The organism is Vibrio sp. DNB22_10_4, assembly GCF_052879755.1.
Window position 1 is genome coordinate 1178612 of the sequence record NZ_JBNNXW010000001.1, and the last position, 22812, is coordinate 1201423.

18 protein-coding genes are annotated in these 22812 nt (G+C 43.8%); 4 read left to right on the forward strand and 14 right to left on the reverse strand.

Going from position 1 to position 22812, the window contains the following annotated elements; genetic code table 11:
* Positions 1-18 precede the first annotated feature (18 nt).
* The 6 genes from ACVA6Q_RS05090 to ACVA6Q_RS05115 are packed head-to-tail and all read right to left on the reverse strand — an operon-like array spanning position 19 to position 6854.
* Positions 19-318, reverse strand: coding sequence for a PAAR domain-containing protein (locus ACVA6Q_RS05090; protein ID WP_042471724.1), 300 nt, complete (start codon positions 316-318; stop codon positions 19-21).
* Complete coding sequence (locus ACVA6Q_RS05095) at positions 318-896, reverse strand: DUF6931 family protein (protein WP_446646737.1); 579 nt, start codon at positions 894-896, stop codon at positions 318-320. The genes ACVA6Q_RS05090 and ACVA6Q_RS05095 overlap by 1 nt, the downstream gene beginning before the upstream one ends.
* Entirely contained in the window at positions 896-2950 is a 2055-nt protein-coding gene (locus tag ACVA6Q_RS05100; protein WP_446646738.1) for a type VI secretion system Vgr family protein, read from the reverse strand. Before ACVA6Q_RS05100 ends, ACVA6Q_RS05095 begins: the two co-directional genes overlap by 1 nt.
* 50 nt (positions 2951-3000) lie before the next feature.
* The gene (locus ACVA6Q_RS05105) at positions 3001-4014 is read right to left on the reverse strand and encodes an ABC transporter substrate-binding protein (protein ID WP_446646739.1); all 1014 of its coding nucleotides are present in this window, start codon (positions 4012-4014) and stop codon (positions 3001-3003) included.
* Positions 4015-4017: 3 nt separating this feature from the next.
* On the reverse strand, positions 4018-6135 hold the full coding sequence (locus ACVA6Q_RS05110) for an MFS transporter (protein ID WP_446646740.1): 2118 nt from the start codon (positions 6133-6135) through the stop codon (positions 4018-4020).
* Positions 6132-6854 (reverse strand): hypothetical protein, encoded by a 723-nt coding sequence (locus ACVA6Q_RS05115; protein WP_446646741.1) that lies wholly within the window; start codon positions 6852-6854, stop codon positions 6132-6134. Before ACVA6Q_RS05115 ends, ACVA6Q_RS05110 begins: the two co-directional genes overlap by 4 nt.
* A 468-nt stretch (positions 6855-7322) precedes the next feature.
* On the opposite strand from ACVA6Q_RS05115, the gene ACVA6Q_RS05120 reads away from it, so the two are divergent.
* Together ACVA6Q_RS05120 and ACVA6Q_RS05125 are read left to right on the forward strand one after the other, a co-directional pair.
* Positions 7323-8885 (forward strand): response regulator, encoded by a 1563-nt coding sequence (locus tag ACVA6Q_RS05120; protein WP_446646742.1) that lies wholly within the window; start codon positions 7323-7325, stop codon positions 8883-8885.
* Positions 8886-8908: 23 nt separating this feature from the next.
* The gene (locus ACVA6Q_RS05125) at positions 8909-10261 is read left to right on the forward strand and encodes a sensor histidine kinase (protein ID WP_446646743.1); all 1353 of its coding nucleotides are present in this window, start codon (positions 8909-8911) and stop codon (positions 10259-10261) included.
* Between the two features lie 11 nt (positions 10262-10272).
* Here ACVA6Q_RS05125 and ACVA6Q_RS05130 read toward each other — a convergent pair whose 3' ends face one another.
* Together ACVA6Q_RS05130 and ACVA6Q_RS05135 are read right to left on the reverse strand one after the other, a co-directional pair.
* Entirely contained in the window at positions 10273-10671 is a 399-nt protein-coding gene (locus tag ACVA6Q_RS05130) for an OsmC family protein (RefSeq protein WP_446646744.1), read from the reverse strand.
* Between the two features lie 150 nt (positions 10672-10821).
* The gene (locus tag ACVA6Q_RS05135) at positions 10822-12033 is read right to left on the reverse strand and encodes a serine hydrolase domain-containing protein (protein ID WP_446646745.1); all 1212 of its coding nucleotides are present in this window, start codon (positions 12031-12033) and stop codon (positions 10822-10824) included.
* A gap of 131 nt (positions 12034-12164) precedes the next feature.
* On the opposite strand from ACVA6Q_RS05135, the gene ACVA6Q_RS05140 reads away from it, so the two are divergent.
* On the forward strand, positions 12165-12581 hold the full coding sequence (locus ACVA6Q_RS05140; protein WP_446646746.1) for an XRE family transcriptional regulator: 417 nt from the start codon (positions 12165-12167) through the stop codon (positions 12579-12581).
* 313 nt (positions 12582-12894) lie between these two features.
* On the opposite strand, the gene ACVA6Q_RS05145 is transcribed toward ACVA6Q_RS05140, so the two are convergent.
* The 5 genes from ACVA6Q_RS05145 to ACVA6Q_RS05165 all read right to left on the reverse strand — a co-directional run bounded on the left by ACVA6Q_RS05145 (position 12895) and on the right by ACVA6Q_RS05165 (position 19264).
* Positions 12895-14973, reverse strand: coding sequence for a DUF4962 domain-containing protein (locus ACVA6Q_RS05145; protein ID WP_446646747.1), 2079 nt, complete (start codon positions 14971-14973; stop codon positions 12895-12897).
* A gap of 248 nt (positions 14974-15221) precedes the next feature.
* A complete protein-coding gene (locus tag ACVA6Q_RS05150) occupies positions 15222-16967 on the reverse strand; it encodes a sodium:solute symporter family transporter (RefSeq protein ID WP_112462735.1) in 1746 nt (581 codons plus the stop codon).
* A gap of 316 nt (positions 16968-17283) precedes the next feature.
* Positions 17284-17907, reverse strand: coding sequence for a bifunctional 4-hydroxy-2-oxoglutarate aldolase/2-dehydro-3-deoxy-phosphogluconate aldolase (locus ACVA6Q_RS05155; protein WP_353499269.1), 624 nt, complete (start codon positions 17905-17907; stop codon positions 17284-17286).
* Positions 17908-17960: 53 nt separating this feature from the next.
* The gene (locus ACVA6Q_RS05160; protein WP_446646748.1) at positions 17961-18893 is read right to left on the reverse strand and encodes a sugar kinase; all 933 of its coding nucleotides are present in this window, start codon (positions 18891-18893) and stop codon (positions 17961-17963) included.
* Positions 18894-18928: 35 nt separating this feature from the next.
* Complete coding sequence (locus tag ACVA6Q_RS05165; protein WP_446646749.1) at positions 18929-19264, reverse strand: cupin domain-containing protein; 336 nt, start codon at positions 19262-19264, stop codon at positions 18929-18931.
* A 395-nt stretch (positions 19265-19659) separates the two neighbouring features.
* Between ACVA6Q_RS05165 and ACVA6Q_RS05170 the strand changes: the two genes are divergently transcribed.
* Entirely contained in the window at positions 19660-21810 is a 2151-nt protein-coding gene (locus tag ACVA6Q_RS05170) for a heparinase II/III domain-containing protein (protein ID WP_446646750.1), read from the forward strand.
* Positions 21811-21965: 155 nt separating this feature from the next.
* Here the strand turns inward: ACVA6Q_RS05170 and ACVA6Q_RS05175 are convergent, their stop codons facing one another.
* A complete protein-coding gene (locus ACVA6Q_RS05175; RefSeq protein WP_353499265.1) occupies positions 21966-22682 on the reverse strand; it encodes a FadR/GntR family transcriptional regulator in 717 nt (238 codons plus the stop codon).
* Positions 22683-22812 lie beyond the last annotated feature (130 nt).

Genomic DNA, 22812 nt, shown 5'->3' on the forward strand with positions numbered 1-22812 from the left:
TTCAAATGACGCTTATTTTTATCCACCGATTTGAACGGTTGGTGCACCAAACACAATACTGCCGCCATGTGCGGTGGTGTCGCCCATTCGAGCCGCTGGGGTACTGTTAATTAATACTGTTGCACTGCCCTTCACGATTGAGTCTGGTGGTCCTACACAAACTAAAGAGTCACCCATTTTCGCCGCTGGTAAGCCACATATAAGAACGGTAACCGCACCAGGTCCAACAATCGGACCTCCCACATGAGGAATGGGTGGAGTGCCCGGCGTTTGCATTGGACACGTGTGCATATCGGTTAATCTGGCTGCACTTGGCATTACAGCTCCTCCTGTGAAAGTTTCCCTGAACCACCATCGGCGATATCCAAAGCCATGTTGATAACTTGCTTGTAATAGCCTTTGTAGCCAGACCATTCCGGTAGTGCCGCTGCGGTGTTGACCGCTCCTGCAACCGCCTTTGCATGCAAAAAATCGGCTGGCATAACCACTGGATTTTCAATCGGTGCGATGCTGCCTTGTCCACTCCAGAACACAGCTTGTCCAACCCACTTAGCAGAGCTTTCATTCGCAAGTGGTTGAATCAATTTTTCTATGTCGCGACGAAGCGCTTCATTGGGTTGCTTCACCCAACTGGCACTATCTTCAATAACTTTGTTTTCAGCTTGAGATAGATCTGCTTTTCGCAAGCTGGTCGCTAAGGTTGCCCACCAAATAGACTCTCGCATTGGTAAGGCGTGTGCGATGAATGTTGCTAAATCAATGTTTAGGCTTTCCTTTTGCAAAGCACGAATAATTTCAATAGGAGGAAGCGAGCCTTGCACTAGGTCTTTCGCTTCATCCGAAAGATCAAAGTAAGATAGGATTTTTTTCGAGTCTTGGTAGGGAATCTTTTTCATTAGTTCACCATTAGTATCGTGCCTTTGATGGCAGTTTGACCTGATGAACTGACTTCAGATTGCGCAGCACCTGATAGTTTGGCGCTCACATCGCCTTTTACTTCGGCATTAAGCCCTTGAAGTTTTGCTCCTGTGCTCCCTTTAGCAGCAAAGCTGGTCGATGCACTCAATGACATTGAGGTGCCAGCTTGACCACTGAACGAACCATCTGATTTGATGCTAACTGACGTGCCAGACTGACTTAAACTTCCGCCATCTACCGAAACCTTTGAGCTGCCGCTCACTGCCACTGTGCCACTAGAAATCTCAATTTTGTCGCTGGTTACCACAATTTTGCTACTGCCGACTTTCAAAGTGAGCGTATCATCGGCGGTAAGAGTGATTTCTTTGCCTTGCTCATTGATGCTCTCTTTGGCGGTTAGGTTATAGGACTTGTCTGTACTTAGATTGATCCCTTCTTTCGCCGTTAGCGTGGTTTGTTTCTCCACTGTTTGTGTAATGTTTTTCGTCACAGTGGAGGTCATTTCCCCGCCAATTGTTTCGGTATAATCGTTAACAACTTCCCTCGTCATGTCCTTAGCAGCGTGAACGTAGAGTTGTTCGTTATCTTTCTTGTCATCAAACCTTAACTCGTTGCTTTCGCCCGTAAGCTTTGTCATCACGCCTGTTTGCGTCGTATTGGCGGTTGGGTATGGCGGTTTGTTTCCACTGTTGTAAACACTAGAAACCACTACGGGTTGATCAGGGTCTCCATTGACGAAACTCACCAGAACCTCTTGTCCAGCTCTTGGTAGAAACTGAGCACCATAACCTTTTCCGGCCATAGGCTGAGCGACACGTACCCAACAACTGGTTTTATCACCAGTTTCCGGATCCCAATGGAATTTAATGCGCACGCGTCCCATCGCATCATTGGCGGGTTCTCCCACTTTACTGCCTGAGACGGTTGCAGACTGAAGTCCGTGTAATACGGGTTTATCTAGTGATTCGGGGTAGAAGATATCCCCTTCTGGAATGACTTGAATATCTGAGTGATACTCTCCACTTTCATCATCAAAGTCGTATTTAATTTCAGCTACCAAATACTGTCCCTGTTGACTGCTATCGGTGTGCGCATTTAGCTTAAGGAAATAACCAGCACATAAATCTGGTGACTGTGTCGTAGCAAAGGCGCTGTCGTAGCTGGAGTCAAGTTGAGCTCGCTGCGTCTCAACCATATCACTTGCCAGATCGGTATAGGTACCGCTTCGACTTGCTGTTGGATATCGATACTCAGTAAGTTTGGTGTTGTTAGACAGGGAGTATTTCGACTTTTTGGCTTTGCTGGTCACCAATTTAGACTGATTGTAGTCATAACCTGCTAGCTCTAACGAAGCGCTATGGAAACGATGCTCACGCTGCCATGTATCTAGAGTTTCGTAATCACCAGACGGATTGGCAGCATAGTCGAGTGTAATCATCTTATCGCTAGAAAATGGCTTACTCGCTTGCTGTAAAAATAGTTTGTTTGCATCGCTGTCTTTGCCGAAGTAATAGTGAACACCTTCTTCCGACAACAGCCTTGTCACAAATTCAAAATCCGTTTCATTGAACTGAATGCAGTATCCTCGCTTTGTTGAAGGCATACTTTTTACACTGTATGCCCCTTTGAATCCCAGTTCATCGAAGATGCTAGTGACGATTGTTTGCACACTGGCTTCTTGGAACACGCGACATTTTCTAGAATGGTGCAACAAATAAAGCCACGGTTTGACCGTTAAACGAATGCTTGAATATGTTGAATCAATTCGTTGTGATTGAGACTGAGCCTTCACAACGTAACCCTGAAAGGTTCGACGTTCATTTCTGCTCGAGCCAGTCTCGCCATATAGTTTTAGGCTAATCAACTCACCAACCCAATCTGCCGGGTTCGCTTTGGTGACCAACACACTGGTTTGCCACTCGTAGTCTTTACTGACTGCTTCAAAACCAAAGAAGTTACTAGCAACGTACTCTTTATTACTCGCGTCGGTGACTACCAGCAAGCTTCCTTGGGGTTCAGTAATCTCTCTCATTGAACCTCCTCAACGTTAATAGTCGTGTTGAAATCTGTCATAGCCATCTCCTACTCCTTATCAACATTGACGAGCTCCGCAAAACGAAGCAGTTGAATGGGAGGATATAAAGACATCTGTCTCGCAACATCCATGTTGATAGTAATGGAATAGCTTTGAAGCTCTGCAATGGGCAATTGACCGGGTTCGATACCTTCTAAGAGGACTTTCTCGGCTTGGTTCGCTGCCAATTGGCCGACTCGGTAATACTTATTGGAAACAGAAATCAGTGCATCGGACTCAGTCACCATAGAGTCGTAAGCGGAAGCTACAGGCAAGTTATGTTTGAGGGCGGCCTGAGTAAACGCGTCACGATGAGATAAGTTGTAAGAGCTAGAGCCCACATAAACGACATCGACGCCTTTTTCAGCCAAACTTTGCATTTTTTGTTCAAACTGGTTCGGTAGCGGTTTATCGTCATCGCCTAGCTCGTAGGTTTCAACGATGGTTTTAAACTGCATTTTTTCTTCTAATGTCCGAAGTTTTTCAGTGTTCAATGCTGAATTAAGCTCAGCGGAAGAATAGACCACACCGATACGACTAACAGGAAAATACTCACGCATCGCCCTAATCTGCACTTCTTCTTCAATTCGATTACGGATTCCAGTGACCATCGTCCGACCAGATTGCTGAGCGTTGACAATAATTCCGGCACCTACTGGATCCGCGACAATCATAAACAAGGCTGGAATATCACCCAGCTTGGTTTCTGTACCAAGTTCATCGATGGAGCCAATTATCGCTTTACTGACACTCGTACCCCATGTCACTACCAAATCTGGATTTAGTTGTTTCGCTTCTTCCAAGTACACGGGCAGTTTCGTTCTGTCTCTATCGACATTTCTCAGCACGATATCAATCGGTAATTTGTTGGCTTCTACATAGGCATGAAATCCCTGACATGCCTCTTCACAACCGCGCCACACTGTCATGTAGATCGTTTTGCGCTCTTGCGCACTAACAACATTTGAACTAGCCAGCCCAGACATCAATGAAACCAACGACAACACAACAATACGCTTCATAAGTTATGCTCCCGTTTTCACGTCAGAAGCTGGTTTCTTGAGTATCAGCAAAATGGCGATACCAGCCAAAATTATTCCACCACCGATAATACTCATCGCTTCACCAAAGGTATGAGTTGCCAATAAGGTAGCCACCAAAATAGGGCCTATTACACTACCAATTCGTTCTGAGGTTCGTAAAAAACCAAGTGTTTCTGTACGCCCAACCTCCGGAGTGTCTTCCGAGGCTTCAAGAGCACAAGCAATCAATGGCGCTTTTAATATCGAGTGCGCTACGCCCATAAGTGCGACAGCCAATAGAATTTTGAAAATGGAATCGTCACCGTACAGAGACACCAAGATCCCGCCCGACAATATGGTACCTAGTACCACCAGCTGCTTAGTTTTTTGCGTTCGGTCTGCAATTCCTGAAGCTATAGGACTAAGCGGGATGATGACCAATGAGTAGATCATCATAATGCGGCCGATTTCGGACTGGCTTGCGTCTAACGACACCAAGTAAAGCGGTACTAAAAAGTACAAGAATCCGGTTAAAACAATTTTGGCAGGAATGGCACAGAATAAGATTACCGCCATGAATCGAAGGTTCTTCATCAACAACAGTACACTGCCTTTCTGTCCTGCCGATTTTTTCCCTTCGCTGGTATCCAATTCTCCAATGAACATTCTCCACGCTAGAATACCGGCAAATGCCGCCAGTAGTGCCGAGAGCAAGAACACCGGCTGATAACCAATCCGATCAGCGATGATGGCTCCTAAGGCAGTGCCACACATGGTTGCAGTCATAAGAACACCAACAAACATAGCCATGCCTTTAGCTCGATTTTCTGATGTCACCACTGCTGCAATATAGCTCTGACAGCTGATGGTTATAATTGCATAGCCAAAGGCTGTAACACCCCGTGAAATAACGATATCCATCGCATCCGTGGCAAATGCACATCCAAAGTAACCACCAATCGCTGGGATTAACCCAACTAGAAACAGCTGCTTTTGCCCCCAGCGGTCAACCCATTTGGCAGCAAATGGGGTACAAGCAGCGATAACAAACATGAATACAGAAATTGGCAAGCCAAGCATGACATCTTTCGATATCCAGCTTGATGGTTGATAGAACTCGTTGACAAACAGAGGCATGAAAGACTTTGAGAGTTCTTCAGCAAAAGAGAAAACAAAAAGTGGAATACGTGCGTCGACAACATCTCCTTTGTGTACTCCCATTTTGTTTTGCAAACTAAATCGGTCTGACACGGACTTGAGCTTTGAATCCACCTCTGCTGAGTCAGCGCGTTGCGGTAGTAGCTTGGAAAATAGAGCTTTAAAACGAGATTGAAGATCTTTTGAGTCTTGATTGAGTCGATCTGCAAAAGTACCGATTACACCGTGATAGGTAATTTTTTCGTTAACAGAGAAATCACCTTTGACTTGTCTTTTTAATATGGATTCCGACTCTTCCAATGGCCCAGAGATGTAGACCATGACCACAACCATGACGACCTCGAAACATACGAGAAGTACGGCGACCAGCACAATAGCAATATCAAAGAAGATATCGGTTAACTGAGATTGGACATAGGTTGAACTAAGACCAACATAAACTCGAGCGCTTACCTCCTCTTCAACGTTAATTGGAAGTTGGAATAAGTCACTACGAGACGCTTCGGAGTTGAACAAGGAAGGCAAGAGTTGTGGCAACTCTTTCAAAACGACAACCAATCGCTCTACAAAAGACGCGCTTAGATATTGACTCGACGTTTTTTCAAATGAAATGGCATACGTTGGATCAAGTTCTTCGACAACACCTGCTTGATAAAGCACATCATCATTTTGCGTCAGAGCAACGAACGTCAGTTCCGGATACTTCTTTAGCGTGTCATCCAAGTAGCTTTCCATACCACTGATTTGTTGGTATGGCACACCGACATCAATAGCGAGTTCAACATCATCATGAATGATTTGCGCAATCGAATTGGCCTTTTTCAAAAGCTCAGGCTTAATAGAAAAGTTAAACTCAACAAGCGTGTATGCTGCACTCAAAAAAGAGGCAACAAATGCACTAATAATAGTGATATAAATCAGTCGCTTATTAATTAGGCTCGCAATAGTCTGCGCTTGGTTCACTTCGCCACCTCAGTACCATCCTTGGTCTTGGGGGTAGATTGTTTTGAAAGCGCCTGCAAGCGTTCCAGCTCTTCAGAAACTTGCGCTTTCATCTGTTCACTTTGCTTAATCTGATCAGCAAAGCTTCTGCTCATCGACCCGTCCGGTGTCGACTTTTCATCCGTGGGTTTCTCGCCAGAGGAATAGTTGTGAATCAGCCTGAACACATTAGCTACGTCGCTAAAGCCAATCCTAACGACAAAAAATACAGTAAGTGACGTAACAAGAAAAATCACCACGGTTGCTTCAAGTAAGTGCAATCGAACCAATGCATATACGCCGAATAGAGCGGTTTTGTCATACTCAATGACCAAGCTTCCGGTTAAGTTTTCAAAGTCACCAAAGATTTGAAGGCCGCTGAAAAGTCGAGTGTCATCACTGTAGAGCCAGCGTGGTTCATTTGATGTGAGTGCTCGACGAACAACATCTTCAGGGATGGTGCTGGCCGAGGCAGATATTTCGCTGGTTTGTACGAGAACGCGACCAACGTTATCGATTAGAGAGATACTAGTAACATCAGATTCTCTTTCACGCGCAAGATTAAACTGTTCAATAAGATTGTCTGCGGATTGATAAGGGATGCCCAGGCGATCAACTCGTTGTATCGATGTATCTAAAGAAGAGGAAATAACGTCGAGCTTAGACGACACAACGCTCGACATAAGACTGTCGAATTTCATGTAATTCATTAAATAAAGAAGTCCTAATACAGCTAATAGAATTACCCAAACGGTAATTACCAGCCTCAAGTGAACTTCAAAAAATGCTCTCATCTTCCTAACCTCTACGACTGAAGAAGTACTACCCACTCAGATCCTTTACTTAATTTTATTTACAAACTGAGTGCACTCCTTAATCCTAAAATAGACCATGCTGTAAAAATGTGCCTACAAAAGTTCAGAAAACGGAATGACCGTTAAAAAAATAGCAACATAACAATACATTAACAACCCCTCAAAGATTACGTGTAATCCATTTACAGCGACATTCATTTCATTCCAGATTGCTATTACAACGATTAAATGCAAGGATAAATGAGAGCTGACAAAGGATTGACGCTCAAGGCAAATGTGTCACCCAATGATTGTCGCTAACAACTCAGACCACCTAAAGTTGCTAGAATTCGTTTTATTTGTTAAGGAAAACAAATGGCCAATACTCTTTTCTCAAATAAATCTTCTTCTGATACTTCTGTTTCTAACGCCAATTCAGCTCAAGAGATCGATGGTCAAAAAAGACCTTGGAAAATACTTCTAGTTGACGATGAGCAAGATGTACTTACCGTGTCACAAATGGCGCTCAGAGGGCTTAGGTTTGAAAATGGAAACGTAGAGATTATTACCGCAAAATCTGCTGCCGAAGCAAAGGTGCAATTAATGCTACATACTGATATTGCCCTAGCTTTTATCGATGTCGTTATGGAAACGGACGATGCAGGTTTGCAGTTAGTACGCTGGATAAGAGAAGAAAGAAAGGACCCACAAATTCGCCTGGTGCTCAGAACGGGACAGCCCGGTTCAGCACCAGAGGAAACCGTCATTCAAAAATATGAAATAAACGACTACAAAAACAAAACCGAACTAAATGCAATTCGACTCAAGACCTCTGTGCTCACTGCGTTAAGAGCTTACCGAGACATTAAGATCATCTCATCTAATCAGAAAAAACTTGAACATGTGTTAACAGCCACAGAAAAAATCCTTAACCACTCTAAGGTTAATAGTTTTCTTCTATCGGCATATCACGAGTTGAGCTCCTTTCTAAAGCAGAGCAATATTACCTTAGGCGTGTGTATTGAGAGTAACATGCCCTATTCAACTCCGGTTCGAAAGCAATTTCATCTAACCAGCGACGCCTCACTGTTTGAAGCAGATTCTATTCCAGCAGTGGAAAATATGTTGAGCCACGTAAATATTGATGATGAATTTAAGCCACTCATTCAAATTGAAGACACACATTATGTCCACTATATGCGTATTAATGAGTTTGAAACCGTAACCTTGGTGTTTAATTTCGAGAAACCACTTTCAAACGGTGTTAAAAACCTATTGCCCCACTTTACTTCTAACTTTGTGTTGGTATTTGAAAATATTAGAGCAAAAGCGGAAGTCCAGGAAGTACAGCAACAACTCATGTTGATGCTCAGCGAAGCGATTGAAACGCGCTCAAAGGAAACCGGTGCTCACGTGCTAAGAGTGGCATTGATTTGTGAGTTCATTGCGAAGAAGCTCGGTCTTAGTGAAAAACATGTAGAAATAATAAAACATTCAGCCCCAATGCATGATCTTGGAAAAATAGGTGTACCCGAAAGAATTCTTCATAAACCCGGGGCACTGGATGATGAAGAATGGGCGGTAATGAAAACGCACCCTGAGATTGGGCATAAATTACTGAGTAAACTTAACTATGGCATACCTCAAATGGGCGCTATGGTCTCACTTTCTCATCACGAAAAATGGAATGGCTCAGGTTATCCAAACGGTGTGAGTGGTTCTAACATCCCTTTGGAAGGCAGATTGATGGCCATCGCTGATGTCGTCGACGCTCTAGGCTCAACTCGTTCTTACAAAAAAGCTTGGAAAGATGAAGACATCATCGCATTAATTCAAGAACAAAAGGGACTCCATTTCGACCCCGACATTGCTGACATCGTCATTCACAATTTCGACCAAATAATGGAAATCAGAAAACAATATCCAGACAAAGACTAATCACTGAATAAGCGACGTTAATTATGTATACCAAGAAGCTGATGCGGCTTTTAGACAGTAGTTTTATTGACCAAGGCGATATCGCAGGATTTTCAGCCCAAGTTTTGCAGATATTAGTTGAGTCGCTCTATTTAGACGACGTCAGTCTATGGTTGAAGACTAGCGCAAACCAAGTTGATTGCGTGGGTTTTCATGCTAGTAGCAATAGCGCACTAAATCAGTTTACCGCCATCGATAGTACAGACTTCGACAAATTTATTAGCCAACTCAACCACAGTAGTCATTTAGTCTACGCATTTAATAACAGTCAACACGCTACCTGGCTAGGTAACGTAGATGTTACCCATTTTCGCGCCACACTAATACCTATAAAACTACAAGGGCACATACATGGCTTCATAATGATGCGTCAGAAGCCGTATCAAGCGGCACTCGACAGTACCGCAATTCAGTTTGTGATCAGTGCCTGTTTCGCGTTAGCAAGTACCATTAAGTCCACACAACAATCGCTTTTCAATAACTCTCCTAGCCAAAGAGAGATCCAGTTGGAGCAAAGTGTGCGCGAGCATAATGAAGGGCTCAAGAAAATGCTCAAAAACCTGGAAAAAGCTCAGAGCTACCAAGTCGAAGTAGAGAAAATGGAGGCGCTAGGAAAGCTTGTTGCAGGGGTCGCACACGAAGTGAACACCCCTTTAGGCGTCGCAATGACATCAGTTTCTATCGTCGAAGATCAGGTTAAAAAACTACAAAGCGCTTATCAAAATCAGCAGCTTGATGAGTCTGTATTTGTTAACTTTCTTGATTCCACTCTTCCGGCAATCGCCATGACCAACACTAATCTGGAACGCGCAGCCTCACTTGTGCAACAGTTCAAACAAACCTCTGATAACCAAGGACATGGTGATTCGCAACTTGTCTTTTTGAAACCACTCTGTGAAGAATTGATCGCTAGTATTGCCCCACTCTACGAACCGAGTGAGGTGGAGTTTATGGTCGATATCATTGACTCACTAAAAATGCATACCGTACCAGGCGCTATCGAACAGATACTCACCAACTTAATCAATAACAGTTGCCAGCATGGTTTTAGTGAAAGCCAAGAAGACCAAAATCTAATTTTTGTGAAGGTATTTAAAGTCGATGACAAAGTCATCATTGATTACCAAGACAATGGAGTGGGTATTAATGACAAGATTGCCACCGAAGTGTTTACCCCTTTCTACACCACTAATCGACGTAAAGGAGGAACCGGATTGGGGCTATCGATTGTCTACAACCTAGTCACTCAAAAGTTGAAAGGTGATATTCGAATTGTTGAGCAGCACGCTTCCATAGGCGCTCATTTTCAAATCAGGCTGCCACTTCATCTCGACTAAAATGAGGCGAATTAAGCTTGTAGTCGCAGCTCAAAAGTCCCAGAAACACTGTTACTAATCGTGCATATTTTCTTAGCGTCTTTTAGTAACTTTTCTGCGAGCTCTCGGTCTGAATGTATGCCTTTACTTAACTGGATGTCATAGTGGGTAAAATGGGCCGGCAGAAACTCGCCTTTGTGCCCGGTAATTTGGATATAAAATGACTGTATTTCGATTTTTCTTCGAAGCGCTAGCTTTTGCAAAGAGATGGTCATACAAGAACCAATTGAATACAGAAAAGTCTCTGCTGGATTATCTAAAACGGGAGCAACTGAAAGCTCACTAAGCACACGGCCATACCTTAAACCTCCATGCTCATCGAACGAAACCAATATAGGACCTTCACTCGATGGCTTCACTCTCAACGTCATTATCTTCTCCGCTTGCGTCTGCCTAAACAAACACTACTGGATTCTTGTGGTGATGTATATAATTTCTGCCTACAACCAAATCCCTACCTTGAATCATAAAAAATAACCCGCTAAAGCGGGTTAAATTAATTTTCGTATACTCATTAACTGTTAATTTCTTAGTGCTTTAACAACATCAATTGCTGCATGATATAGCTTAGCGGAGTGAGCACTTGGGTTTGGCAGTTCGCTATTCATTTGGCTATTAATCGCCACCACAGTATCAGACTGAGGATCTGCCCATATCAACTGCCCTGCCCAACCGCTGTGACCAATACCATAGTCATTAATAATGGCGGATTTGTAATAGTAGCTATCGACATGCGCCCATTCTGGAGGCACTGGCTGGCCATCATTTTTCGCCGCCTGAATGTCTTTCTGCACTTGAGCTTTATTTTCAATCAGCAAGCGACCGTATCTCGCAAAGTCCACTGGAGAAAACAAGAATGAAGCCCCAACCATAGGAACACCATCAAAGTCAGTTCCCATATAGACTGTATTCTCTCCACCCACTTGATGCATCATGTCTCTTACTTGCTTAGCTAATGAAACACCACTTGCTTTCTCGACTAACAACCCCAAAACACTGGTGTTAATAGTGGCGTAATTCGCCATTTCTCCGTTCCATTCATTCGATGATGCACCGGGAGCCAACTCGATATCCTGAATGAAATCTTTCAGCGCTTCACCATTTTCGTTTCTACGAAGGCCTATCATTCGCTCATCTCTGTCAAACATCACCAATGCCTTTTCATCACCCAAATACGCCGCTAATTCTGCAACATTATGATTGATAGCCATAGACGCAACCTCGCCAACGGTACGACCTTTAAAACCCGCACCAATCTTAGGAAGATACTTTTCTACTTTGTCGTCTAGAGCAATATCGCCATTGCTGAGAGCCTTGTTGAGTAAAATATACATGATGGACTTGGTTGACGATTGAGCCGATAACGTTGATTCTCGGTCAATATGTGCTTTATAGCTTTCCATCACAACTTTATTGCCTTTGAGAACGACCATGGAGCTAACCGCGGGATGTGCAATTAACGCTGCAACACTTGAGATTTCATATAGTGAGTAGTCCGTCGCTTGATAGTCAATGTTATAAATATCCTGCGCGTTAACGGCCATGATGTTTGGCATGATGTGCTGAAGGTGGCTGAGTCCATTTGCTCGTTGTTGCTGCCAATTATCAATGTTTACGCTAGCTCGATTTGATAGCGGTGTCGCCTCCTCGACTGGAACCGAAGATGCTTGTACCGCTCCGGCAATAAAAAATGCGCTCAATATTGCAATGAGTGTTTTCTTTGGGAACTTCATAGTGACCTCTTACATAGGTGATTAAAGATTGTCCTGCTCAACTGGGAACTATCTTAGCCATAGAAGATTCCTATATGTGATACACTCACTCACGAAGTTTTCATATCTAGGAAACCTAAAGGGGTTAAACAATGAAAGATTTTGAGACTCACGGGTTTGAATTTTTTGGTGATGACGAGAAGTGGTTTCGGACTCACTTTATATTGCGCTTGGAAACACTGATGGCGCATCAACATCTCACTAAGAATGGTCTTGCAAAAATATCGGGGCTAGCCAAAACCAGCCTTTATCAAAAAATGGATTTCGATGGCAGTAGCTACTTCACAACCATTGAACTATTTCGTATCGCTAAAGCGCTAGATATCAGTATCTTTCAATTGTTTCCAGTTGATGACGTTGATCGCAATTTGGCACGTGAAGTCCCTCTTCCAGCAAGCTCGCTCAAATATCTAGATGAAATGCTTTCTGCGCCGCAAGATGATATTGAGTTGATGTATAACATTTATCAAACATTGAAAACACATAGGATGGGTAGTTCAATAAAATGAGGCACCTAACAGCCCTCATATTAGAAACGAGTAACGTACAAACAAACGGTACCCGCGAAGTATGCCGGCGTTTGAGAGAACATTGCGAGTTACCTCAACGATAAAAAATACCATCACTTTAAGTTCCAATTGGTGCGTAGTTTTTCGCAAGAAAAGTTCTAGTACACTAATTTTATTGCAGATATTTTCAGGACAAATCATACTAAAAAGGCTTGAGCTGCAATGAAAATTTCACCGCATACCCAAGCCTTTACGATTTTGGCAAGCTTAGTTACGAAAGCATATGCCGTGCTAAATCGCTTTAATAAAGTGATTACAGCTCTATAATAACGGTCTCATCATCTATAGTTAGCTCAAGAATATCGCCGACTAGCTTGTGAGACACTTCCACTTGCTGACCTTCGTTCTTATTAGGAACAAGCAACGTCAGAATGTTATGCTCTTTCGCTGCACCGAACTCAACTTCCACGTGACGGTGGATTTCAAGATCTTGGTACTCGTATGGGTCAACCTCACCAAACCCTTCAACGTTCTTCACAGACAGGATGTTGTCTTGAGATTCATTGATAAAGTTTACGTCTAGGTGGGCTACTTCGCCTTGAATTGTGAATGACTTTTCAGCCACTTCGTTAGCGAATGTGGTGTGCATCAACCAAGTCATGTCTTTCTCTTCAGATAGAGAAGCCTTGTCTTGCATAACAAACACTTTACCCTTCACAAACCAGATCTTGCGTTTGTAAGATTCAATTTCAGGAACAAAGTATTGGTATGATGCCGTAGCGTCACCTTCTACCATCTTCACATCAGACTCTGTGTCGTAATCAGTGATCTGACCGCCAGCTTCAATACAGAAGCGATCTTGGTGACCTTCGTAGCCCGTGTTTTTGTTCTCACCGTACTGACCTTTGCCACCAAATAGAGGTAGGTTTTTAGAGAACGTTTGACGGCGCCACTTAGTATGCATGTCCACACCGAAACCACCGTAGTAGCCAGTGATCGCTGCTAGCGTCTCACCGAATGCATGTAGAGTGAACGCATTCTGGTCACCGTGAGAGTGAGAGATAGAACCAAATGGAGAACACTTAAATACCATATGGATATGGTTATCACGCTCAGTCATCTTGTTATGGAAAGCTGCCCAACCAGTGATTGGGAACACCTTCAATAGTGGATCATTTGATGGTGCTTGCTCTTCCGGTGCATCCCAAAGAATGTTGAAGCGGAGATCGTCGTAGCCGAAGTCCCACCAACCGAAGTTGTAGAATTTCGTGTGTGCTTCAGTATCACGCCCCTTAAGCTGGTTATAGTACCAAACGTACTCAGGCTTTTGGTTAACACCTGCGTAGTGCTTGATGTTGTAAGCCAGTTTAAGACCTGGGAAATCACCGATTGAAGACTGGTCACAGAAGCTCGCGCGCTTAGAGTGAACAGGCATACAATACAGCGGGAAGTCACCTGTATTTTCGTAGAATGTCTTGTTGAACATATCTACGCCACAGTAAGCTTTCAATAGGTCGAATGCTTCGCCTAGGAATGCAGTTTGCGTATTCCAGTAGTCAGGGCCTTCAGCCCAACCTCCATCTTCACCGCCCCATGGTGGGTAGTGTACTGCGTAGTATTCCAATGCATATGCAATGTACTCACCTGCTTTCGGGTGATCATGGTATAGCGCGATACATGTCGGGATGATAGCAGAAGAGATAGAACGAACACCGTGGCTGTTCAGTGGGTTGTTCAGTAGATCAACCGTTACTTTTAGGTGGTGCATGATTTCGTCTAGACGCTCAATCAGCGCATCTTGAACTTGCTGACGCTCTTCGTCGGTGAAGTGAGCGTGTAGCCAGTCATAACCCCAAGCCATTGCCGCGACAACACGGAACGCCGCTTCGTCATTGTAACCGCGAGACGTCACACCTTCAGGATCATAAGTAGACAGTTTTAACGTCCAAGCTTTTGCTTTGGCAATTAACTCTTCATCTTCTTTGACGATACCCGCGATAGCCAAGTTACGAGTGGCATTGAGAGCCATTTGGCAATCAACATACATCTGACGCCAGTATGGACGCCATAGAGAGGCCTTACCAACTGTCTCCTCAGGATATGGCTCCGGCTCTTCATAAGGCGCGGTATCCAAAAACTTAACAGTTGAGTTGTTGTAGAAATCATCGAACATGCAGTGCGATTCGTCTGCACGCACAGCCGCTTTGAATGCTTCCAAATCAGCAGATTGGACAAGAAGACGCGGACGCGCTTCGCTCAAGTTATCAAGGAAAGACAAATCAAAGTCGCGTTTTTGGACTTCGATTGGGAGTAGGTCTACAAGGTTACCTGCTGAAGTGTCATTTTCCAGCTTCATCTTCCTGATGGCATCAAGAGATTTTTGGTTGCTCATGCTAACTCTCTTATTTCAAATTGAGTGAAATGGTATGAGATCCAATATACATCGTATTGTAATACAATTAAATCGATTTCGATGAGTATTCGCTATTTTTAAGGAAAATCGTGACCTAGATTAAGTATTTTCCTCGTCCACATCTTAAGCAGTCTAGTCGCCACGTGGACATAAAAAAAATAGCCGCTAATTTTAGCGGCTATTTGCTCAGTTAACGTGTTGAATACGTTATTACTTTACATCTACACTTAGTTTGCAATTGCTTTCTGTGGTGCTCGCGCTGCGTTCACCAATAGAACACCAACTGAAAGCACGATAGAGCCACACAAGATGAATAATAAGCGACCTGTTGGTTCATTTGGAATCAGTGCCATCGCTAGGATACCGAAGCCAGCTACGCTGATTAGTTTACCCAACATACCACGCTGTTTCGTGTCTAGGTTTTGCTGTTCTTCCGAGTCGGCTACGACAGGTGTGTTCCAGTTCTCAAACAGTTTTTCAACTTCAGCTTCACGCTCTGGCGTACGGCCTTTGTACACTAGCGTTGTTGCTAGGAAGAAGCCACCGGTAAGCACTACGTGAGCTGCCAAGCTAAGTGCAACTTTCAAGTCGCCCCACTCGCGGCCAGTAAGAGCTTGCTCTAGACCAAACCAGTTTTGGATGTCTTCTGCCGTCAATGCGATACCAAAGATGTAAGAAACAAAGCCACCTACAACGAGTGTTGCCCAACCTGCCCAATCTGGCGTCTTGCGTACCCACATACCTAGAAGTACAGGGATTAGCATTGGGAAGCCGATCAACGCACCAACGTTTAATACGATGTCGAACAAGCTCAAGTGACGTAGTGAGTTAATGAACAGACCAATACCAATGATAATGAAGCCCATGATAATCGTTGTAACCTTACTTACAACCACTAGCTCTTTTTGGGTCGCATTCGGACGAACAATCGGGCTGTAGAAGTTCATAACAAAGATACCAGCGTTACGGTTCAAACCAGAGTCCATTGAAGACATGGTTGCCGCGAACATTGCAGACATCAGTAGACCAACCATACCTGCTGGCATGACGTTTTGTACGAAAGCAAGGTAAGCTGCATCACCACCTACTGAACCATACTGGTCAGCGAAGTCAGGCATAAATGCACTTACGTACCATGGTGGTAGGAACCAAATGATTGGACCAACAATCATAAGAACACATGCTAGACCTGCCGCTTTACGCGCATTTTCACTATCTTTAGCACATAGGTAACGGTACGCGTTGATGCTGTTGTTCATAACACCAAACTGCTTGATGAAGATGAACACTACCCAAAGGATAAAGATACTCACGTAGTTTAGGTTGTTACCAACGAAGAACTCACCGTCGAAATTGCTAACGATGTTGCCGATACCACCACCGTGGAAGTATGCTGCAATCGCACAGGTAATCGTCACGGCCATGATAACAAGCATTTGCATGAAATCTGATGCGACAACCGCCCAAGAACCACCAGTTACTGCCATTAGCATCAACACCAAACCAGTCACAACGATTGTTGCTTCCATTGGGATGTTGAATACCGCTGCGACAAAGATAGCCAAACCATTTAGCCAAATACCAGCAGAAATCAAGCTGTCAGGCATACCAGCCCAAGTAAAGAACTGCTCTGAAGTTTTACCAAATCTTTGGCGAATCGCTTCAATCGCTGTTACTACGCGCAACTGTCGAAACTTTGGAGCGAAGTACAAATAGTTCATTAGGTAGCCAAAAGCATTGGCCAAGAATAGGATTACAACAACGAAACCGTCGCTGAACGCGCGTCCTGCGGCACCTGTAAACGTCCATGCTGAAAATTGCGTCATGAAGGCGGTTGCACCAACCATCCACCACAACATCTTACCGCCCCCACGAAAGTAGTCACTGGTTGATGTTGTGAACTTGCGGAACATCCAACCAATCGCTACTAAAAAGAAGAAGTAGGCAAGAACAACGAGAGTATCAATAGTCATTTTTTCAGCCTTAATTAAGGTTATCAATTTACTGCAGTTAGATTACTCTTTTGCCAACCTTATTTGTACTACAATATGCCCAAGATGTGATCTAAAACAAAGGTTTCTGTCTTTCTAAAACGACCTTAAATCCTCACTACAACTTATTACAACTGATGTAAGCACACAAATACAGAGCCACTACAAAAACAATCTTAAATCATACAATACCAAATAAAAATTGTAAGTAAGTGCAGCTTAATCCTAGTTGCTAAAGAGGCCAAAAACAAAAAAGCGAGCTATCAAAGCTCGCTTTCCCTTATAGAACTTAATTCGCTTAGTTCACGTGCTCTACTGCCGCTTTCACCAAGGCACCTAGTTCGTCCCACTTACCTTCATCCATCAGCTTGGTTGGAACCATCCAAGTACCACCACACGCTAGAACTGATGAAATAGATAGGTAGTCGTCAACATTGTTCAAGCTAACGCCACCCGTTGGCATGAAGTTTACTGGGTAAACAGCTGACAACGCTTTAAGCATGCCAACACCGCCCGAAGGCTCCGCAGGGAAGAATTTCAATGTACGAAGACCCATTTCCATCGCCTGCTCAACCAGACTAGGGTTGTTCACACCAGGGACGATCGCCACACCTTTATCAATACAGTATTGAACAGTGCGAGGGTTGAAGCCTGGGCTTACGATAAAATCTACACCAGCTTCAATTGACGCATCAACCTGCTCATTAGTGAGTACCGTGCCAGAACCGATCAGCATTTCTGGAAACGCTTCGCGCATCGCTTTGATTGCATCAATTGCACATTCAGTACGTAGCGTGATCTCCGCACATGGCATGCCATTTTCTACTAATGCACGGCCAAGTGGAATGGCGTGCTCAACGTTATTGATAGCGATTACTGGAATAACTTTTAGCTTTGCTAGTTGTTCGTTTAAGGTTGTCATAATTTTCAAACTCATGCTCTAGAAAAGCCCGCAGTAACGCGAGCCTTTGGGATTTATAGGGATAGTTCTGGCATTTCAGGCAGAGGAATGATCGCGCCTTTGTGCTGAATTACTTGTCCTGCCATGCAGTGCCCGCTAAAAGCAGACTCTTGCGCAGTACCGCCTGTTAGGCGTTTCGCGAGGAAACCAGCACTGAATGAATCGCCAGCAGCAGTGGTATCGATAACATTCGACACTGGGTTAGGTGCTACAAACTCACGATTGTCACCTTCAACAACCAAACACGCTTCCGCACCACGTTTGATGATAATCTCTTTCACGCCAAGCCCTGAAGTACGATTAATACAGTCATCTAACTCTTTATCACCGTATAATGCTTGTTCGTCATCAAACGTCAGCATCGCGATGTCGGTCATTGATAGAACTTGCTCATACCAGTGAATCGCTTCTTGCTCATCACTCCAGAGCTTCGGACGGTAGTTGTTATCAAAGAAGACTTTACCACCGCGTTCTTTGAATTGCTTTAGAGTCTCAATCAGCTTTTCACGACCAGCTGGTGTAAGAATTGCCAACGTGATGCCGCTTAGATACAGCGAATCGTAGCCAAGTAGTTTCTCAACAAGAGCCGATGACTCTGGTTGTTCAAAGATGAATTTTGCCGCAGCCTCGTTTCTCCAATAGTGGAAGTAACGCTCACCTGTTTCATCTGTCTCAATGTAGTAGATGCCTGGGTTTTTGTCTTTGATTTGAAGGACATTAGAGGTATCGATACCCTCTTTTTGCCAAGTGCTGAGCATTTCACCACTGAACTCGTCGTGACCTAATGCCGTTACATAGCTGACGTTGACATCATGCGCTCTCGTTAGCCTAGATAGGTATAGAGCGGTATTTAGCGTATCACCGCCGAATGTTTGCTGTAGCTGGCCATTTTTCTTCTGGAGCTCAACCATACACTCGCCAAGAACTGCAATATTAGTATTTTTCATGGGTGTTACCTTTGCAACAGTGATTGCTTAATTGATTATTTCAAAAAGTCTTCGCGAGCAGGGTTAAAGATGTCTAGAAGAATACTATCCTGCTCCAACGCTACGGCACCGTGCATCGCTAGCTTGCGAGCAAAGTAAGCATCGCCTTCTTTAAGCACTTGCTTTTCGCCATCAATCTCCGCTTCGAAACTACCACGTACGACGTAGCCAATTTGATCATGAATTTCGTGAGTATGAGGATGACCAATCGCTCCTTTATCAAAGCACAGGTGAACAGCCATCAAGTCGTCAGTGTACGCCACGATCTTGCGCTTTATACCATCGCCTAGATCGTCCCATGCGTGCTCGTCATTTATAAAGAAAGGATTCATGTTGATTCTCCACTTAAGGTTCACTCTAAGTTCTAACTGGTATGTACTATAAATCAAAAACTCTTTTGTCATACAATATACCCACAAAACTGTGATCTAGGTCAATATTAGCTTAAAAAGAAAAAGTTAATCGTTTGCAATACACATCAACAAATACAGCTAAACATTCAAATATAATCTTTAATAAACAGTGTTTTAAAAATTACATAGTGACTTCAATCATCATTCTATCGACTCTAACTAGGCTTTAAGATGCTATTGTATTACCATTATATGCAGAGACCAATTTAGTGAGTAAGACTCAGCAGCGCAAGCGATAGAGTTTCGCTCCAAGCAATCAACCGGGTTAGTTCCAACGGTTAAGTTGTATACTAATCCACCTAGGAGAAACAATAATGAGCTATCAACCTCTTTTAATGAACTTTGAAGAAGCCACTGAGCTTCGTAAAGCTTTAGGCACGGATAGCCTTATGGGAAAAGCACTGGCGCGCGATATTAAGCAGACAGATGCGTACATGACACAAGTAGGTATTGAGGTTCCTGGTCATGGTGAAGGTGGTGGTTACGAACACAACCGCCACAAACAAAACTACATCCATATCGACTTAGCGGGACGCTTGTTCTTGATTACGGAAGAGCAGAAATACCGCGATTACATCGTTGAAATGCTGACGGCTTATGCCAAGGTGTATCCAACTCTAGAAAGCAACACCAGTAAAGATACCAACCCTCCAGGCAAAATCTTCCATCAGACTCTTAATGAAAACATGTGGATGCTGTACGCCTCATGTGCGTATTCTTGTATTTATCACACGCTAGATGAAGAGCAAAAAGCCCTTATCGAAAATGACCTGTTTAAGCAAATGATCGATCTTTTCGTTGTAACCTATGGTCACGACTTCGATATCGTTCACAACCATGGTCTTTGGGCGGTTGCAGCTGTAGGTATCTGTGGTTACGCGATCAACGATCAAGAGTCTGTTAATAAAGCGCTCTATGGATTGAAACTCGACAAAGTGAGTGGTGGCTTTCTTGCTCAATTAGATCAGCTATTCTCGCCACATGGTTACTACATGGAAGGGCCGTACTATCATCGTTTCTCATTGCGACCAATCTACCTGTTTGCAGAAGCTATTGAACGTCGCCAACCTGAGTTAGCTATCTACCAGTTTAACGACTCGGTTATCAAGACTACCTCTTACGCGGTATTCAAAACGGCGTTTCCTGATGGCTCCCTACCCGCTTGTAACGACTCATCGAAGACCATCTCGATCAACGATGAAGGCGTCGTTATGGCAACGAGTGTCTGCTTCCATCGCTATGAAAAAGCAGAAACTTTGCTTGCTATGGCAAACCACCAGCAAAATGTTTGGGTACATTCGTCTGGCCTAACTCTATCTAATGCTGTGGAAGCAGCGGTCGAGATCAAGCCATTCAACTGGGGTAGCTTATACCTCACAGATGGTTCTCAAGGTGAAAAAGGTGGTTTAGGTATTCTTCGTCACCGTGATAACCAAGACGACGATACCATGGCACTGATTTGGTTCGGCCAGCACGGTTCAGATCACCAGTATCATTCAGCACTCGATCATGGCCACTATGATGGTCTTCACTTGAGTGTATTCAACCGTGGCCACGAAGTACTTCACGATTATGGCTATGGACGCTGGGTCAACGTAGAGCCTAAATTTGGTGGACGCTACATCCCAGAAAACAAGTCATACTGTAAGCAAACTGTCGCTCACAACACGGTCACTGTAAATCAGAAGACGCAGAATAACTTCAACACCGCACTTGCTGAATCTAAATTTGGTGAGAAGCATTTCTTTGACATCTCAAACGACAAGCTTCAAGGCATGAGCGGCCGAATTTCTGGCTACTACGACGGCGTAGATATGCAGCGCAGCATCCTGCTTGCTGAATTGCCAGAGTTTGAAAAACCACTGGTTGTCGACGTATACCGAATCCAGTCTGAGGCAGAACATCAGTATGATCTTCCTATTCATTATTCAGGCCAAATCATTCGTACCGATTTCGAGTATCAAACCGAAGCAACATTAAAGCCACTTGGCGAATCTGACGGTTATCAGCACCTTTGGAACCTAGGTTCTGGCAGCGTTGAAGACAGCTCGCTTGTGAGCTGGTTGGTTAATAACAGCTACTATTCACTTGTGACAAGTGCCAATAAAGACAGCGAAGTAATCTTTGCTCGACTAGGTGCAAATGACCCTGACTTCAACCTACGTAGTGAGCCTGCAATGATCATGCGCCAAACGGGTAAAGATCATGTATTCGCATCAGTACTAGAGACTCACGGTTACTTCAATGAAGAGTTTGAGCAATCTGTCAATGCTCGTGGCTTAATAGAATCAGTGGATGTTGTAGGTAACAATGACATCGCTACAGTCATTCAAATCAACATGACGACAGGTAAAACCTATTGCTTTGCTATCAGCAATCTCTCGGAAGATGAACAACAAGGTCAACACAGCGTTGAATTTGCCGGTCAAAAGTTCTCATGGGAAGGCTCATTTGGCTTGATTTAATGGGCATGGTTTAGTTGGATGCCGATAAAACATCGGCGTCCAGTTTGCTGCACTAAATAACGCAATAGGCCTCAACAACGTTGAGGCCTATTTTTTAATCGAATTATTCAAACCACTGAGTGAAATTAGGTTACATCAATCGCGTGGGACATTGGTTAGCCATTAGCAACCTTCGACAACCTCTGGTTCTCGTCATTCAACAAGTACATCGATGCGTTTCGAGCATCGTCTGCCCTGCCCGACATAATCGCTTCGTATATTGCTCTATGTTCGTTTAGACAGAAGCGTCCACCCTCTGCGGATTCACCCAGAAACTGCTTAAAGATAGTTTCCAGTATATTGCCAAATGGTACGTAGAATTGATTTCCGGTAGCAAAAAAGATGGTTTGATGGAATAGATGGTCGTTGATGGTCCACTCTTGTTGATCGTTCGCTTCCGCGGCAAGTGTCATCTTTTGAAAAATTAGAGAAAGAGATTTGCGCTGCTCCGCTGTTGCGTATTTCGCGCATAATGCACAGGCTTCGGGCTCTATCGCTTTTCGTAAGCCAAGAAATTGAGACAGAAACAATTTGGTATCTTCAAGGTCTTGAATCCAATGAAGCAATTGAGGATCGAGAAAATGCCACTCTGTCCTGGGTAGAACGGCCGTGCCTATCTTAGGACGTGATGCTATCAACCCCTTTGCCGAAAGTAACTTTGTAGACTCCCTCAAAGCGGTACGACTGACACCGAATGATTCACACAGTGACACCTCGTTCGGTAGTTTTTCACCTTCACTCAACTTTCCAGACAATATTTGTCTAGCAATCTGCCTGGCAACGTGAACATGAATCTTACGACTTGCATCTTCTACAAGTGAAAAAGTAGCCATATACTGCTCCAGATAAAAATTAAGATTTAGAAACCCTTATAAATAATACAATATTATTAAAACTATTGCTTTAAGACTTGATAAACTCTTCGCAGTTTCTGCCATTTCATCTGTATTGTGAGCTATACCA